The sequence below is a fragment of the Mycobacterium sp. 1245499.0 genome (assembly GCF_001673615.1).
GTDB lineage: Bacteria > Actinomycetota > Actinomycetes > Mycobacteriales > Mycobacteriaceae > Mycobacterium > Mycobacterium europaeum_A.
In genome coordinates this window covers 1-17,360 of sequence record NZ_LZMG01000298.1, presented here as the reverse complement: position 1 = coordinate 17,360, position 17,360 = coordinate 1, and the positions used below count along the sequence as shown (strand labels likewise).

Here is a 17,360-nt window from a genome sequence, read left to right as displayed (position 1 = left end):
TGATCGTGTTACTAGAGTGGTGATATTGAATCGTGAGGCAATTGCGACCCCGCCTGTGATCGCGGATCCGCGGCGCCACAACGGCGTCGTCACAAGCCGAGCCCGCCGCATGGCCTCGCCAAATGGGTTAGGGCCACGCGGTCGGATACCCTAAGCAACCGATGACCGCTCGTTTCGATCTTTTCGTCGTCGGCTCTGGATTCTTCGGACTGACCATTGCCGAGCGCGTGGCTACCCAGCTCGGGAAGCGCGTACTTGTCGTGGACCGCCGCCCGCACATCGGCGGCAACGCCTACTCAGAAGCCGAGCCGACCACCGGCATAGAGGTGCACAAGTACGGCGCCCACCTGTTCCACACCTCCAACAAGAGGGTGTGGGACTACGTGCGGCAGTTCACCGAGTTCACCGACTACCGCCACCGCGTCTTCGCGATGCACAACGGGCAGGCCTACCAGTTCCCGATGGGGCTCGGCCTGGTGTCGCAGTTCTTCGGCAAGTACTTCACCCCCGACGAGGCGCGCCGGCTCATCGCCGAGCAGGCCGCCGAGATCGACACGGCCGACGCGCAGAACCTCGAGGAGAAGGCGATCTCGCTGATCGGCCGCCCGCTCTACGAGGCCTTCGTCAAGGGTTACACCGCCAAGCAGTGGCAGACCGACCCCAAGGAGCTGCCGGCCGCCAACATCACCCGGCTGCCGGTGCGCTACACCTTCGACAACCGCTACTTTTCCGACACCTACGAGGGGCTGCCCGTCGACGGTTACACGGCCTGGCTGCGCAACATGGCCGCCGACGACCGCATCGAGGTCAGGCTGGACACGGACTGGTTCGACGTGCGCGACCAACTGCGCGCGGACAGCCCCGACGCGCCGGTCGTCTACACCGGGCCGCTGGACCGCTACTTCGACTACGCCGAGGGCCGGCTGGGCTGGCGCACGCTGGATTTCGAGCTGGAAGTGCTGCCCATCGGGGACTTCCAGGGCACACCGGTGATGAACTACAACGACCCCGACGTGCCCTACACCCGCATCCACGAGTTCCGTCACTTCCACGCCGAGCGCGACTATCCGACCGACAAGACCGTGATCATGCGGGAGTACTCGCGCTTCGCCGAGGACGACGACGAGCCCTACTATCCGATCAACACCGAGTCCGACCGCGCCCTGCTGGCCGCCTACCGGGCCAGGGCGAAGGCCGAGACCGCGTCGTCCAAAGTGCTGTTCGGCGGCCGGCTGGGCACCTACCAATACCTGGATATGCACATGGCCATCGCCAGCGCCTTGAACATGTACGACAACGTTCTCGCGCCGCACCTGCGTGACGGCGCATCCCTGACGGAAGCCCAGAACAAAGAGGAAGGCGCGCGCTAATGTCCGCCGTGAGCCTGCTGTCCCGGATCATCCTGCCGCGTCCCGGCGAGCCGCTCGACGTGCGCAAGCTCTACCTGGAGGAGTCGACGACGAACGCCCGGCGCGCGCACGCGACCAGCCGTACGTCGTTGGAGATCGGCAAAGAGTCCGAGGTGTCGTTCGCCACCTACTTCAACGCGTTCCCGGCCAGCTACTGGCGGCGCTGGTCGATCTGTCAGTCCGTGGTGCTGCGGGTCGAGCTGACCGGAACCGGGCGCGTCGACGTCTACCGCACCAAGGCCACCGGGGTGCGAATCTCGGTGCAGGGCCGCCAATTCGTCGGCACCGACGAGCAGCCGGCCGTCGTCGAGATCGAGGTGCCGCTGCGGCCGTTCGAGGACGGCGGCTGGATCTGGTTCGACATCACCACCGACACCGCGGTCAACCTCATCAGCGGCGGCTGGTACGCGACCGAGCCCGCGCCAGGCACGGCCAACATCGCCGTCGGCATCCCCACCTTCAACCGCCCCGCCGACTGCGTCAACGCGCTGGCCGACCTCACCGCGGATCCCTTGGTGGACAAGGTGATCGGTGCGGTCATCGTCCCCGACCAGGGCACCCGCAAGGTGCGCGACCACCCGGACTTCGCCGCAGCGGCCGCGGGCCTGGGCAGCCGGCTGTCTATTCACGACCAGCCCAACCTCGGCGGTTCCGGCGGCTACAGCCGGGTGATGTACGAGGCGCTGAAAAACACCGACTGCCAACAGATCCTGTTCATGGACGACGACATCCGCATCGAGCCGGACACGATCCTGCGGGTGCTGGCGCTCAACCGGTTCGCCAAGACGCCCACGCTGATCGGCGGGCAGATGCTCAACCTGCAGGAGCCGTCACACCTGCACATCATGGGCGAGGTCGTCAACCAGGCGAACTTCATGTGGACCGCCGCGCCGCACGCCGAGTATGACCACGACTTCGCCAAGTTCCCGTTGAACGACAAGAACGATCGCAGCGCGCTGCTGCACCGGCGCATCGACGTCGACTTCAACGGCTGGTGGACGTGCATGATTCCGCGGCAGGTCGCCGAGGAGCTGGGCCAGCCGCTGCCGCTGTTCATCAAGTGGGACGACGCCGAATACGGTCTGCGCGCCGGCGAGCACGGCTACCCGACGGTCACGCTGCCCGGCGCCGCGATCTGGCACATGGCCTGGAGCGACAAGGACGACGCCATCGACTGGCAGGCCTACTTCCACCTGCGCAACCGGCTGGTGGTGGCGGCGCTGCACTGGGAGGGTGACATCACCGGCCTGGTCCGCAGCCACCTCAAGGCGACCTTGAAACACCTTGCCTGCCTTGAGTATTCGACGGTCGCCATTCAGAACAGGGCCATCGACGACTTCCTCGCCGGCCCGGAGCACATCTTCTCGATCCTGGAATCGGGTCTGCCGGAAGTGCATCGGCTGCGCAAGGAATACCCGGACGCCGTCGTGCTGCCGGCGGCCAGCGAATTGCCGGCGCCGTCGCACAAGACCAAGGCGATGAAGCCGCCGGTGAACCCGGTCTCGATCAGCTACCGGCTGGCCCGCGGCATCCTGCACAACATGACCAAGGCCGACACCGAATCCCACATCCGGCCCGAGTTCAACGTGCCCACCCAGGATGCGCGCTGGTTCCGGCTGTGCACGGTCGACGGCGTGACGGTCACCACGGCGGACGGCTGTGGCGTGGTCTACCGGCAGCGGGACCGGCGAAAGATGTTCTCGCTCTTGTTCGCATCGCTGCGCCGTCAGCGTCAGTTGCTCAGCCGCTTCGACGAGATGCGCCGGGTGTACCGCGACGCCCTGCCGGTGTTGTCCAGCAAGCAGAAGTGGGAGACGGCGTTGCTGCCAGCTGCAGAACATGCATGAGGCCGCCGCTACACAGGCGCCCCGCGGCGAGGTGGCCGCGCTGGTCGCCGTCCAGGCGGCGCTGAGCGATCGTCCCGGGGCGCTCCCCACCGCCCGAGCGCTGTCCCACTTCGGCGAGCACAGTCTCGGCTGGGTGGTCGTCGCCGCGCTCGGCGCGCTGCTGTCACCGAAGCGGCGCCGCGACTGGCTGGTGGCCGGGGCCGGCGCGTTCGCCGCGCACGCCGCCGCCGTCGTCGTCAAGCGGATCGTGCGCCGCAAGCGGCCGCATGATCCCGCCATCGCGGTGAACGTCGGCACGCCCAGCCAGCTGAGTTTCCCGTCCGCACATGCCACTTCGACCACCGCCGCGGCCATCCTGATGGGCCGGACCACCGGCCTGCCGCTGCCCGCGGTCCTGGTGCCCCCGATGGCCTTGTCGCGGATGCTGCTGGGCGTGCACTACCCCAGCGACGTCGCCTTCGGCATCGCCCTGGGCGCCGTCGTTGCGGCGCTCGCGCGCCGTGCACGAGAGGTGTGGCTGGATGAGTGAGGACGTCGTGACCCGGCCGCCGGGCAACCTGATCACCGGGGTGATCAAGGCGATCCGGCCCCGCCAGTGGGTGAAGAACGTCTTGGTGCTGGCCGCACCGGTGGCCGGGCTGGGCAGCGGCATACGGTACGACTACGGGCAGATGCTCACCCAGGTGGGGCTGGCGTTCGTGGTGTTCAGCCTGGGGGCGTCGTCGGTGTATCTGGTCAACGACGTCCGCGACGTCGAGGCCGATCGCGAGCACCCCACCAAGAGATTCCGCCCGATCGCGGCGGGCGTGGTGCCCGAGTGGCTGGCCTACCTCCTGGCGGTGCTGCTGGGTGCGGCCTCGCTGGGCATCGCATGGCTGGTGACGCCGAACCTGGCGCTGGTGATGGCCATCTACCTCGCCATGCAGCTGGCGTACTGCTTCGGCCTCAAACACCAAGCGGTGCTTGACATTTGCATCGTGTCGTCGGCATACCTGCTGCGCGCCATCGCCGGCGGCGTGGCGACGGAAATCCCACTGTCCCAATGGTTCCTGCTGTCGGCCGCGTTCGCGTCGCTGTTCATGGTGGCCGGCAAGCGCTACGCCGAGCTGCAGGTCGCCGAGCGCACCGGCGCCAAGATCCGCAAGTCGCTGGAGAGCTACACCAGCACCTATCTGCGATTCGTCTGGACGATGTCGGCGACCGCGGTGGTGATCTGCTACGGCCTGTGGGCGTTCGAGCGCGACCACCACTCGGGGTCCTGGTACGCGGTGTCGCTGGTCCCGTTCACCATCGCGATCCTGCGCTACGCGGTCGACGTCGACGGCGGCCTGGCCGGTGAACCCGAAGACATCGCGCTGCGGGACCGGGTGCTGCAGCTGCTGTTCCTGGCGTGGATCGCGACAGTCGGAGCCGCCGTTGCCTTCGGTTAGCCCCGAACTGCAGGCTCTCAAAGCGCGCATGATGCGCAGCCGGCCGGTGCTCAGGCGGCCCGGCTGGCCCGTGTTTCCGTACACCACCATGGTGCGGGTCAGCCTGTGGATCAGCGTGGCGGTGGTCGCCGTGCTGTTCGGCTGGGGGAGCTGGCAGCGGCGGTGGATCGCCGATGACGGCCTCATCGTGTTGCGCACCGTGCGCAACCTGCTGGCCGGCAACGGCCCGGTGTTCAACCAGGGTGAGCGGGTAGAGGCCAACACCTCCACCGCCTGGACCTACCTGATGTACGTGGGGAGCTGGGTCGGCGGCCCGTTGCGCATGGAGTATGTGGCGCTCGCGCTGGCGCTGGTGCTTTCGGTGGCGGGCATAGCGCTGCTGATGCTGGGCGCCGCGCGGTTGTATGCGCCGAGCCTGCGCGGCCGCAAGGCGATCATGTTGCCCGCCGGTGCGCTCGTCTACATCGCGCTGCCGCCCGCGCGGGACTTCGCCACCTCCGGGCTGGAGAGCGGCCTGGCCCTGGCCTATCTCGGGTTGCTCTGGTGGATGATGGTCTGCTGGGCCCAGCCGGTGCGCAACCGCGCGGATAACAAGGTGTTCGCCGGCGCGCTGGCCTTCGTCGCCGGGTTCAGCGTGCTGGTGCGCCCGGAGCTGGCCCTCATGGGCGGCCTGGCGCTGATCATGATGCTGATCGCGGCTCGGACCTGGCGCCGCCGCGCATTGGTCGTGGTGGCCGGGGGCTTCGTCCCGGTCGCCTACGAAATCTTCCGGATGGGCTATTACGGCCTGCTGGTGCCCGGCACCGCGCTGGCCAAGGACGCGGCCGGGGACAAGTGGTCGCAGGGCATGATCTACCTGTTCAACTTCGACGCGCCCTACGCGGTGTGGATCCCCCTGGTCCTGCTGGTGCCGCTGGGGGCGCTGCTGTTCGCCGCGCGACGCCGGCCGTCGTTTCTGCGCCCCGCGCTGGCGCCCGACTACGGCCGCCTGGCCCGCGCCGTGCACAGCCCGCCGGCGGTGGTGGCGTGGGTGCTGGTCAGCGGTCTGCTGCAGGCCCTGTACTGGATCCGGCAAGGCGGCGACTTCATGCACGCGCGGGTGCTGCTGGCGCCGCTGTTCTGCCTGCTGGCTCCCGTCGCCGTCGTCCCGATCGCCATCCCCGACGGCCAGGACTATTCGCGGGAGACCGGTAACTGGGTCGCCGGCGCCGCGGGCGCGCTCTGGCTGGGACTGGCCGGATGGGCGCTGTGGGCGGCGAATTCGCCGGGCATGGGCGACGACGCCACCCACGTCACCTATTCCGGGATCGTCGACGAGCGCCGCTTCTATGCCCAGGCCACCGGTCACGCGCATCCGCTGACCGCCGCGGACTACCTGGGTTACCCACGGATGGCGGCCATCCTGACCGCCCTCAACAACACTCCCGACGGCGCGTTACTGCTGCCGTCGGGCAACTACATCCAATGGGACCTGGTGCCGCAGGCTCAGCCTGCGGCGGGTGATAAGTCACCGCAAAAACCGCAGCACGCCGTGTTTTTCACCAACCTCGGCATGGTGGGCATGAACGTCGGGCTCGACGTCCGGGTCATCGACCAGATCGGTTTGGCGAATCCGCTTGCGCAGCACACGGAACGGCTCAAGCACGGCCGCATCGGGCACGACAAGAACCTGTTTCCCGACTGGGTGATCGCCGACGGTCCCTGGGTGAAGGTGCCGCCGGGGATTCCGGGCTACCTGGATGCGCAGTGGGTCGCAGAGGCCGTCGCGGCGCTGCAGTGCCCCGACACGAAGGCGGTGCTCAGCTCGGTGCGCGCCCCGATGACCCCGCACCGATTCCTGTCCAATCTGGTGAATTCCTTCCGTTTCACCGGATATCGGATCGATCGGGTGCCGCGCTACGAACTGGCGCGATGCGGGCTGCCGATACCCCCGGAGGCACCGCCTCCACCGCGCGAGTAAGCGTCGCGCAGAAGAAATTTCGGTACATCCCGAACAAATCACATCCCGCCCGCCGCGAAAAAATGCTAGCAACATCACAATTGGCCTCTCACCAGCCCGCAATGACGATCAAGCACATGTTGAAAGCGCGCCTCTTAGACACATGTTTTAATTGAAAACCGCTGGGTACGAGGGTTGCTCGGCGGTCGGCGCCGCCGCCTCGATGCGACCGAACGCCATAAGGTGTGGTTGACTACACGAGCACTGCCGCGCCTGTGCGCTGGCAGGTTCGATCCAATCAAGCAAGAAGCGCCCGATCGGTGCAATGCGCCGAGAGGCCGCAAGAAGGATGAGGAAGCAAGGATGACGCTTGTCGACAGATTGCGCGGCGCCGTGGCGGGTATGCCGCGCCGGCTCGTCGTGGCGGCCGCTGGTGCGGCGCTGCTCTCGGGCCTGATTGGCGCCGTCGGAGGCTCGGCGACCGCCGGGGCCTTCTCGCGCCCGGGTCTGCCGGTGGAGTACCTGCAGGTTCCGTCCGCCGGGATGGGCCGCGACATCAAGATCCAGTTCCAAAGCGGTGGCCCGAACTCCCCGGCGTTGTACCTGCTCGACGGTATGCGTGCGCAGGACGACTTCAACGGCTGGGACATCAACACCCCGGCGTTCGAGTGGTACAACCAGTCGGGCATCTCGACGGTCATGCCCGTCGGTGGCCAGTCCAGCTTCTACTCCGACTGGTACAAGCCCGCCTGCGGTAAGGCCGGCTGCGTCACCTACAAGTGGGAGACCTTCCTGACCACCGAGCTGCCGGCGTACCTGGAGAGCCAGAAGCAGGTCAAGTCCACCGGCAGCGCCGTGGTCGGCCTGTCGATGGCCGGTTCGTCCGCGCTGATCCTGGCCGCCTACCACCCGCAGCAGTTCATTTACGCCGGCTCGCTGTCGGCGCTGCTGGACCCGTCGCAGGGCATGGGCCCGTCGTTGATCGGCCTCGCCATGGGTGACGCCGGTGGCTACAAGGCCGCCGACATGTGGGGTCCGAAGGAAGACCCGGCCTGGGCGCGCAACGACCCGTCGCTGCAGGTCGGCAAGCTGGTCGCCAACAACACCCGGATCTGGGTGTACTGCGGTAACGGCAAGCCGTCCGACCTCGGTGGCGACAACCTGCCCGCCAAGTTCCTCGAGGGCTTCGTGCGGACGTCCAACCTGAAGTTCCAGGACGCCTACAACGGGGCCGGTGGCCACAACGCGGTGTGGAACTTCGACGCCAACGGCACCCACGACTGGCCCTACTGGGGCGCGCAGCTGCAGGCGATGAAGCCTGACCTGCAGTCGGTGCTGGGCGCCACCCCGGGTGCGGGTCCGGCCACAGCCGCCGCGACCAACGCCGGAAACGGCCAGGGCACCTAACCAACGCCAAGCAAGACGACCAGCGGCGGGAACCCTTCGGGGTTTCCGCCGCTGGCCGTTGGCGCCTGTGACGTGTTTCACTACCCCGCGGGCGGGGGAACTAAGCCGCTGGCTAATGTGCTTTCAGCGACTAGACGATGGAGGGTGGACATGACGGTCGGGCGGGGTATGTCAGCGCTGCTGCGGTTGTTCTGCGTAGCCGTACTCGCGGTCGGGTTGGCCTTCGCGCTGCAGCCCGCCGCAACCGTCGGCAAAGCCCGCGCGGCGGGCTACGAAAGCCTGATGGTTCCCTCGGCGGCGATGGGCCGCGACATCCCGGTGGCCTTCCTCGCCGGCGGACCGCATGCCGTCTACCTGCTGGACGCCTTCAATGCGGCCCCGGACGTGAGCAACTGGGTCACCGCCGGTAATGCGATGAACACCCTCGGCGGCAAGGGCATCTCGGTGGTAGCCCCGGCCGGCGGCGCCTGGAGCATGTACACCAACTGGGAGCAGGACGGCAGCAAGCAGTGGGACACCTTCCTGTCCAGCGAGCTGCCCGATTGGCTGGCCGCCAATAAGGGCCTCGCCCCCGGCGGCCACGCCGCCGTCGGCGCCTCGCAGGGCGGGTACGGCGCGATGGCGCTGGCCGCTTTCCACCCCGACCGCTTCGGCTTCGCCGGATCGCTGTCCGGGTTCCTCTACCCGTCGAGCACCAACTACAACGGCGCCATCCTGGCCGGCCTGCAGCAGTTCGGCGGCATCGACGGCAACGGCATGTGGGGCGCCCCGCAGCTGGGCCGCTGGAAGTGGCACGACCCCTACGTGCACGCCTCGTTGCTGGCGCAGAACAACACCCGGGTGTGGGTGTGGAGCCCGACCAACATGGGCGGCGACGACGCCGCCATGATCGGCCAGGCGGGCGCGGCGATGGGCAGTTCCCGGGAGTTCTATCAGCAGTACCGCAGCAACGGCGGACACAACGGCCACTTCGACTTCCCCGGCGGCGGCGGCAACGACTGGGGCTCGTGGTCGGGGCAGCTCGGCGCGATGTCGGGCGACATCGTCGGCGCCATTCGGTAGCGGCGATCGCGAGCGCGGCGACGCCGGGCGCTGCGGGTCGGCGCCATTCGGTAGCGCCGATCGCGAGCGCGGCGACGCCGGGCGCTGCGGGTCGGCGCCATTGATGTAGCGCGTCGCTGGCCAAAAGCGCATTCGGCAAAGCCGGTACCGTGTAGGGGGTGCAGCAGGGGTCGGGAGGACCGCGTAGCTGCGATCCACCGACTCTGCTGGCAGGAGAACATGGCTAAAAGCGCGCGGCGTAAGCGTCAACGCACCCTCGCTTGGATCGCCGCCCTGTCCGTGGCCGCCGTCGTCCTGTTGGGCATCCTGGCCGCTGTCACCCTGCTGCGCGGCCACAACTCCGAGCCCAGCGCGGTGCCGACCGGGGTGCTGCCTCCGTCGTCGACCACCACGCACCCGCACAAGCCGCGGCCCGCCTCGCAGGACGCGTCGTGCCCCGATGTGCTGCTGGTCAACGTGCCCGGCACGTGGGAGTCGGCGGTCGCGGACGACCCCGGCAATCCGACGCAATTCCCCAACGCGTTGCTGCACAAGGCGACCGCCAGCCTCACCCAGCAATTCCCGTCGTCGCGGCTGCAGGCCTACACCACCCCGTACACCGCGCAGTTCCACAACCCGCTGAGCGGCGACACCCAGATGTCCTACAACGCCAGCCGCGCCGAGGGCACCCGCGCGACCGTTCAGGCGATGACCGACATGAACACCAAGTGCCCGCTGACCAGTTACGTGCTGATGGGCTTTTCGCAGGGCGCGGTGATCGCGGGTGACATCGCCAGCGATATCGGCAACGGCCGCGGACCCGTCGACGACGACCTGGTGCTGGGTGTGACATTGATCGCTGACGGTCGCCGCCAGATCGGCGTCGGCAACGACATCGGCCCCAACCCGCCGGGACAGGGCGCCGAGGTCACCCTGCACGAGGTGCCCATCCTGTCCGGGATGGGCCTGACCATGACCGGCGCGCGCCCGGGTGGTTTCGGCGACCTCAACGACAAGACCAACGAGATCTGCGCGCCCGGCGACCTGATCTGCGCAGCTCCGGAGGAAGCTTTCAGCATCGCCAACCTGCCGGCCACGCTGAACACCTTGGCCGGCGGGGCCGGTCAGCCGGTGCACGCCCTGTACGCCACGACGCAGTGCTGGAGCATCGACGGGGCGCCGGCAACCGACTGGACGCTGAACTGGGCTCACGGCCTGATCGCAAATGCGCCACAACCAAAACACGGATGATCAACGGCGGTGGGACACAAGCCTCAGGTGGCGGTTGACGGTAGCGAACAGCGGTACCTTGTGATTTGGTCTGCCGTAGGCAGGCCCGTAACATTAAGAGGAATTTAAGAGCTATCGGACCTTCGTCGCGCACCCAGTCGGGGTCGATGGTGGCTGGGCTGGCACATGGCCGGCGTTGCCCATCGGGTGCCGTGCGAGGTCCGGCGCGCGTGCGTAGACATGTAACCGTCGGCTCAGCCGGCTGAAGAACGAAGCCGTCGGCGGAGCCGACCAAGGAACACAGCGTCGGCCGAGCCGACCGAAAACAGGTGCGACAGGAGAGCGGAATGCCCTACCACAACCCGTTCATCGTGAATGGAAAGATCAAGTTCCCGGACAACACCAACTTGGTCAAGCACGTTGAGAAATGGGCGAGGGTGCGTGGCGACAAGCTCGCCTACCGGTTCGTCGACTTCTCCACCGAACGCGACGGTGAATACCGCGACATCGTGTGGCGCGACTTCAGCGCCCGCAACCGGGCCGTGGGCGCCCGCCTGCAGCAGGTCACCCAGCCGGGCGACCGCATCGCCGTGCTCTGCCCGCAGAACCTCGACTACCTGATCGCGTTCTTCGGCGCCCTGTACGCCGGCCGGATCGCGGTCCCGTTGTTCGACCCCGCCGAGCCGGGTCACGTCGGGCGCCTGCACGCCGTCCTCGACGACTGCACCCCCTCGACGATCCTGACCACCACCGACGCCGCCGAGGGCGTCCGCAAGTTCATCCGCGCCCGGTCGGCCAAGGAACGGCCCCGCGTCATCGCCGTCGACGCCGTCCCCAACGAGGTCGCCGCGACGTGGGAGCCGCCGGAGGCCGACGAGGAGACCATCGCCTACCTGCAGTACACCTCCGGCTCCACCCGGACCCCGACCGGCGTGCAGATCACCCACCTCAACCTGCCCACCAACGTGTTGCAGGTACTCAACGGGCTGGAAGGCAAGGAGGGCGACCGCGGTCTGTCCTGGCTGCCGTTCTTCCACGACATGGGGCTGATCACCGCGCTGCTCTCGCCGGTGCTGGGCCACAACTTCACCTTCATGACGCCGGCCGCCTTCGTGCGCCGGCCGGGCCGGTGGATCCGGGAGATGGCCCGCAAGCCCGAGGACGATCCCGACAGCGAGGTCTTCACCGTCGCGCCGAACTTCGCGTTCGAGCACGCGGCGGTGCGCGGGGTGCCCAAGGAGGGCGAGCCGCCGCTGGACCTGAGCAACGTCAAGGCCATCCTCAACGGCAGCGAGCCGGTGTCCCCGGCGTCGATGCGCAAGTTCTACGAGGCCTTCGCGCCGTACGGCCTGCGGGAGACCGCGATCAAGCCGTCCTACGGCCTCGCCGAGGCGACGCTGTTCGTCTCCACCACGCCGATGGACCAGGCGCCCACGGTCATCCACGTCGACCGTGACGAGCTGAACAAGCAGCGCTTCGTCGAGGTGCCCGCCGATTCGCCGAAGGCCGTTCCGCAGGTTTCCGCCGGCATCATCGGCGTTGACGAATGGGCCGTCATCGTCGACCCGGAGACCGCGAGCGAGCTGCCGGACGGCCAGATCGGCGAGATCTGGCTGCACGGAAAGAACCTGGGCACCGGCTACTGGGGCAAGGAAGACGAGACCAACGACGTCTTCCGCAACATCCTCAAGTCGCGGATCAGCCAGTCGCACGCCGAGGGCGCCCCGGACGACGGCACCTGGGTCAAGACCGGCGACTACGGCACCTACCACAAGGGCCACCTCTACATCGCCGGCCGCATCAAGGACCTGGTCATCATCGACGGCCGCAACCACTACCCGCAGGACCTCGAGTACTCGGCGCAAGAGGCCAATAAGGCGCTGCGCACCGGCTACGTGGCCGCCTTCTCGGTGCCGGCCAACCAGCTGCCGAAGGAAGTCTTCGACAACCCGCACACCGGCATCAAGTACGACCCCGACGACGTCTCCGAGCAGCTGGTGATCGTCGCCGAGCGCGCGGCCGGCTCGCACAAGCTGGACTACCAGCCCATCGCCGACGACATCCGGGCGGCCATCGCCGTGCGCCACGGCGTGACGGTCCGCGACCTGCTGCTGGTGCAATCGGGCACGATCCCGCGCACCTCCAGCGGCAAGATCGGGCACCGCGCCTGCCGCGCGGCCTACCTCGACGGCAGTCTGCGAAGCGGCGTCGGTTCCCCGACGGCCTTCGCCAAGTCCACTGACTGAATCTCTGAGGACCATGGCTGACACTGAGCACCCCGAAAACGACACTCCGGGCGGGGAGGTGCCCGCCGCGCCCCCCGCTAAGGGGACCGACATGACCGTGCCCGAGATGCGCGAATGGCTGCGCAACTGGGTGGGCCGGGCCGTCGGGAAGCCTGCCGACGAGATCGACGAGTCGGTGCCGATGGTCGAACTCGGCCTGGCGTCGCGCGACGCCGTGGCCATGGCCGCCGACATCGAGGACCTGACCGGGGTCACCCTGTCGGTCGCGGTCGCCTTCCAGCACCCGACCATCGAATCGCTGGCCACCCGCATCATCGAGGGCGAGCCCGAGGTGGCCGACGACGAGCTCGACGGCGCCGACTGGACGCGCACCGGTCCCGCCGAGCGCGTCGACATCGCGATCGTGGGCCTGTCGACCCGGTTGCCCGGCGACATGAACTCCCCGGACGAGACGTGGGCGGCGCTGATGGAGGGCCGCGACGCGATCACCGACCTGCCCGAGGGCCGCTGGTCGGAATTCCTCGAGGAGCCGCGCATCGCCGAGCGGGTCAGCACCGCGCGCACCCGGGGCGGGTACCTGAAGGACATCAAGGGCTTCGACTCGGAGTTCTTCGCCGTCGCCAAGACCGAGGCCGACAACATCGACCCGCAGCAGCGGATGGCGCTGGAGCTCACGTGGGAGGCGCTCGAGCACGCCCGCATCCCGGCGTCGAGCCTGCGCGGCGAGGCGGTCGGCGTGTACGTCGGCTTCTCCAACAACGACTACCAATTCCTGGCGGTGTCGGACCCGACGGTCGCGCACCCCTACGCGATCACCGGAACGGCCAGCTCGATCATCGCCAACCGGGTGTCCTACTTCTACGACTTCCGCGGTCCCTCGGTGGCGCTGGACACCGCCTGCTCGAGCTCGCTGGTGGCGACGCACCAGGCGGTGCAGGCGCTGCGCAACGGCGAATGCGACGTGGCCGTCGCGGGCGGTGTCAACGCGCTGCTCACCCCGCTGGTGACGCTCGGTTTCGACGAGATCGGCGCGGTGCTTTCTCCCGACGGCCGGATCAAGTCGTTCTCCTCGGACGCCGACGGCTACACCCGCTCCGAGGGCGGCGGCATGTTCGTGCTCAAGCGGGTCGACGACGCCCGCCGCGACGGTGACCAGATCCTGGCCGTCATCGCCGGTAGCGCGGTCAACCACGACGGCCGGTCCAACGGGCTGATCGCCCCCAACCAGGACGCCCAGGCCGAGGTGCTGCGCCGGGCGTACAAGGACGCCGGAATCGACCCGCGCACCGTCGACTACATCGAGGCGCATGGCACCGGCACCGTCCTGGGCGACCCGATCGAGGCCGAGGCGCTGGGCCGCGTCGTCGGGCGCGGCCGCCCGGCCGACCGCCCGGCGTTGCTGGGCGCGGTGAAAACCAATGTGGGACACCTGGAGTCGGCGGCCGGTGCGGCCAGCCTGGCCAAGGTGGTGCTGGCGCTGCAGCACGACAAGCTGCCGCCGTCGATCAACTTCGCCGGCCCGAGCCCCTACATCGACTTCGACGGCATGCGCTTGAAAGTCGTTGACAGCGCGAGCGATTGGCCGCGATACGGCGGTTACGCGCTGGCCGGGGTGTCCAGCTTCGGCTTCGGTGGGGCCAACGCGCACCTGGTGGTGCGCGAGGTGTTGCCCCGCGACGTGATCGAACGCGAGCCCGAGCCGCATGCCGAGGTAATCGCTCCGGCGGCCGCCGGCGAAGACCCCGCCGAGGCGCCCACGCTGGAAAGCCACTCGCTGCGGTTCGACGACTTCGGCAACATCATCCCCGACGCCTCGGAGGCGGTGGAGGAAGAATACGAGCTGCCCGGCCTCACCGACGAGGCGCTGCGCCTCAAAGCGATCGCGGCCGAAGAGCTTGCCGCGCAAGAGGAATCGGAACCGACCAAGCCGCTGATCCCGCTCGCGGTGTCGGGATTTTTGACCTCGCGCAAGAAGGCCGCCGCCGCCGAGCTCGCGGACTGGATGGAAAGTCCGGAAGGCCAGGCGTCGTCGCTGGAATCGATCGGCCGGTCACTGTCGCGGCGCAACCACGGCCGCTCGCGCGCGGTGGTGCTGGCCCACGACCACGAAGAGGCCATCAAGGGCCTGCGGGCGGTCGCCGAGGGCAAGCAGAAGCCCAACGTGTTCAGCACCGACGGGCCGGTCACCAGCGGCCCGGTCTGGGCGATGGCCGGTTTCGGTGCGCAGCACCGCAAGATGGGCAAGAACCTGTATCTGCGCAACGAGGTTTTCGCCGAATGGATCGAGAAGGTCGATGCGCTGATCCAGGACGAGCGGGGTTACTCGGTGCTCGAGCTGATCCTCGACGACTCCCACGAGTACGGCATCGAGACCTCCAACGTCGTCATCTTCGCGATCCAGATCGCGCTGGGCGAGCTGCTCAAGCACCACGGCGCCAAACCCGCTGCGGTGATTGGCCAGTCGCTCGGTGAGCCCGCGTCGGCCTACTTCGCCGGCGGCCTGTCGCTGCCCGACGCGGCCCGCGTGATCGCGTCACGCTCGCACCTGATGGGCGAGGGCGAGGCCATGCTGTTCGGCGAATACATCCGCCTGATGGCGCTCGTCGAGTACTCCGCCGACGAGCTCAAAACCGTGTTCGGTGACTTCCCCGGCCTGGAGGTGTGCGTCTACGCCGCGCCCAGTCAGACCGTGATCGGCGGTCCGCCCGAGCAGATCGACGCCATCGTCGCCCGCGCCGAGGCCGAGGGCCGCTTCGCCCGCAAGCTGCAGACCAAGGGCGCCGGGCACACCTCGCAGATGGACCCGCTGCTCGGGGAGTTCTCCGCGGAGCTGCAGGGGATCGCGCCGATGAGCCCGACCGTCGGCATCTTCTCGACGGTGCACGAGGGCAGCTACATCAAACCCGGCGGCGAGCCGATCCACGACGTCGCCTACTGGGTCAAGGGAATGCGGCACTCGGTCTACTTCACCCACGGCGTGCGCAACGCCGTCGACAGCGGCCACACCACCTTCCTGGAGCTCGCGCCCAACCCGGTGGCGCTGATGCAGATCGGCCTGACCACCGCCGCCGCGGGATTGCATGATGCCCAACTGATTCCGACGCTGGCCAAAAAGCAGGACGACGTCGAGTCGATGATCTCGGCCATGGCCCAGCTCTACGTCCACGGTCATGATCTGGACATCCGCACGCTCTTCACCCGTGCCCAAGGGCCAGAGGACTACGCGAACATCCCGCTGACCAAGTTCAAGCGCAAAGAGCACTGGCTGGACGTGCACTTCTCCGGCGACGGCTCGGTGATCATGCCGGGCACCCACGTCGCGCTGCCGGACGGGCGCCACGTCTGGGAGTACGCGCCGCGCAACGGCGAGACGGACCTGGCCGCGTTGGTGAAATCCGCTGCGAAACAAGTCCTTTCGGACGCGCAGCTGGTGGCGTCCGAGCAGCGCGCGGTGCCCGGCGCGGGCGCGCGGCTGGTGACGACCATGACCCGGCACCCGGGCGGCGCCTCGGTCCAGGTGCACGCCCGCATCGACGAGTCCTTCACCCTGGTCTACGACGCGCTGGTGTCGCGGGCCGGTCAGAGCGTGGCGGCGTTGCCCACCGCGGTGGGCGCCGGTGCGGCCATCGCCGCGCCGACCACGACCGCCGCGGTCGAGGCGCCCGAGGCGCCGACCGAGGACGCCGACGCTGAGACACTGTCGGACAGCCTGACCAACCGCTATCTGCCGTCCAGCGTGGGCCGCTGGTCACCGGATTCCGGCGAGACCGTCGGCGAGCGGCTGGGGCTGATCGTCTCGGCGGCCATGGGCTACGAGCCCGAGGACCTGCCGTGGGAGGTGCCGCTGATCGAGCTGGGCCTGGACTCGCTGATGGCGGTGCGGATCAAGAACCGCGTCGAATACGACTTCGACCTGCCGCCAATCCAATTGACGGCCGTGCGCGACGCCAACCTGTACGCCATCGAGAAGCTGATCGAGTACGCGGTCGAGCACCGCGACGAGGTCGAGCAGCTACACGAGCACCAGAAGACGCAGACGCCCGAGGAGATCGCCAGGGAGCAGGCCCAACTGCTCAGCGGGGCCACGCCGACGACGGCCGCCGCACCGGCGCCGGACCCGCAGGCCGAGCCCCAGACGCAGCCCGAACCACCGCCGTCGGACGCCACCATCCCGCCGCCTCCGACGGACCCGTCGGGCCCGAAGGGCGCAACGACCAACGGTGCGAAGCCGGACCTGGCCGCGGCGCTCAGCCAGGAGGCGGTCGCCAAGGCGCTGAATTCCGATGTGCCGCCGCGCGACGCCGCCGAGCGGGTCACCTTCGCCACCTGGGCGATCGTGACCGGCAAGTCGCCGGGCGGCATCTTCAACCCGCTGCCCAAGCTCGACGAGGACACCGCGGCCAAGATGGCGCAGCGGCTCTCCGAGCGCGCCGAGGGTGACGTCACCGCCGAGGACGTCCTGACGTCGGACACCATCGAGGCGCTGGCCGAAAAGGTGCGTCAGTACCTGGAGGCCGGGCAGATCGACGGCTTCGTCCGCACGCTGCGGGCGCGCCCCGAGGGCAGCTCCAAACCGCCGGTGTTCGTGTTCCATCCGGCCGGCGGGTCGACCGTCGTCTACGAGCCGCTGCTGAACCGGCTGCCCGCGGATACGCCGATGTACGGCTTCGAGCGCGTGGAGGGCACCGTTCAGGAGCGGGCCGCCCAGTACGTGCCGAAGCTGTTGGAGATGAACGCGGGCAAGCCGTTCATCCTGGCCGGGTGGTCGCTCGGCGGCGCGCTGGCCTACGCGTGCGCGATCGGTCTGAAGC

General features: G+C 68.5%; 10 protein-coding genes. All 10 read left to right on the top strand.

The genetic code is table 11. The annotated features are described in order from the left end of the window. Positions 1-161: 161 nt before the first annotated feature. Positions 162-1,370 carry a UDP-galactopyranose mutase gene (glf, locus tag A5646_RS18025; protein ID WP_067023110.1) on the top strand — a complete coding sequence of 403 codons (1,209 nt, stop codon included), beginning with the start codon at positions 162-164 and terminating at the stop codon, positions 1,368-1,370. After that, positions 1,370-3,256, top strand: a complete 1,887-nt coding sequence (locus A5646_RS18020) for a glycosyltransferase (protein ID WP_066873112.1) — start codon at positions 1,370-1,372, stop codon at positions 3,254-3,256. The genes glf and A5646_RS18020 overlap by 1 nt, the downstream gene beginning before the upstream one ends. Then, a complete protein-coding gene (locus A5646_RS18015; protein WP_197505231.1) occupies positions 3,249-3,785 on the top strand; it encodes a phosphatase PAP2 family protein in 537 nt (178 codons plus the stop codon). The genes A5646_RS18020 and A5646_RS18015 overlap by 8 nt, the downstream gene beginning before the upstream one ends. Then, positions 3,778-4,686 carry a decaprenyl-phosphate phosphoribosyltransferase gene (locus tag A5646_RS18010; RefSeq protein WP_066873110.1) on the top strand — a complete coding sequence of 303 codons (909 nt, stop codon included), beginning with the start codon at positions 3,778-3,780 and terminating at the stop codon, positions 4,684-4,686. Before A5646_RS18015 ends, A5646_RS18010 begins: the two co-directional genes overlap by 8 nt. Next, the gene (gene aftB, locus A5646_RS18005; RefSeq protein ID WP_304441482.1) at positions 4,673-6,646 is read left to right on the top strand and encodes a terminal beta-(1->2)-arabinofuranosyltransferase; all 1,974 of its coding nucleotides are present in this window, start codon (positions 4,673-4,675) and stop codon (positions 6,644-6,646) included. Before A5646_RS18010 ends, aftB begins: the two co-directional genes overlap by 14 nt. Positions 6,647-6,988: 342 nt before the next feature. Then, positions 6,989-8,032, top strand: a complete 1,044-nt coding sequence (ag85A, locus tag A5646_RS18000; protein ID WP_066873104.1) for a diacylglycerol acyltransferase/mycolyltransferase Ag85A — start codon at positions 6,989-6,991, stop codon at positions 8,030-8,032. Between the two features lie 150 nt (positions 8,033-8,182). After that, complete coding sequence (locus A5646_RS17995; protein ID WP_066873101.1) at positions 8,183-9,094, top strand: esterase family protein; 912 nt, start codon at positions 8,183-8,185, stop codon at positions 9,092-9,094. A gap of 219 nt (positions 9,095-9,313) precedes the next feature. Continuing rightward, positions 9,314-10,324 (top strand): cutinase family protein, encoded by a 1,011-nt coding sequence (locus A5646_RS17990; protein ID WP_066873099.1) that lies wholly within the window; start codon positions 9,314-9,316, stop codon positions 10,322-10,324. Between the two features lie 326 nt (positions 10,325-10,650). Beyond that, positions 10,651-12,549, top strand: coding sequence for a long-chain-fatty-acid--AMP ligase FadD32 (gene fadD32 / locus A5646_RS17985; protein ID WP_066873097.1), 1,899 nt, complete (start codon positions 10,651-10,653; stop codon positions 12,547-12,549). A gap of 91 nt (positions 12,550-12,640) precedes the next feature. Continuing rightward, on the top strand, positions 12,641-17,360 hold a 4,720-nt coding region (gene pks13, locus A5646_RS17980; RefSeq protein WP_369806958.1), incomplete at its 3' end, for a polyketide synthase Pks13.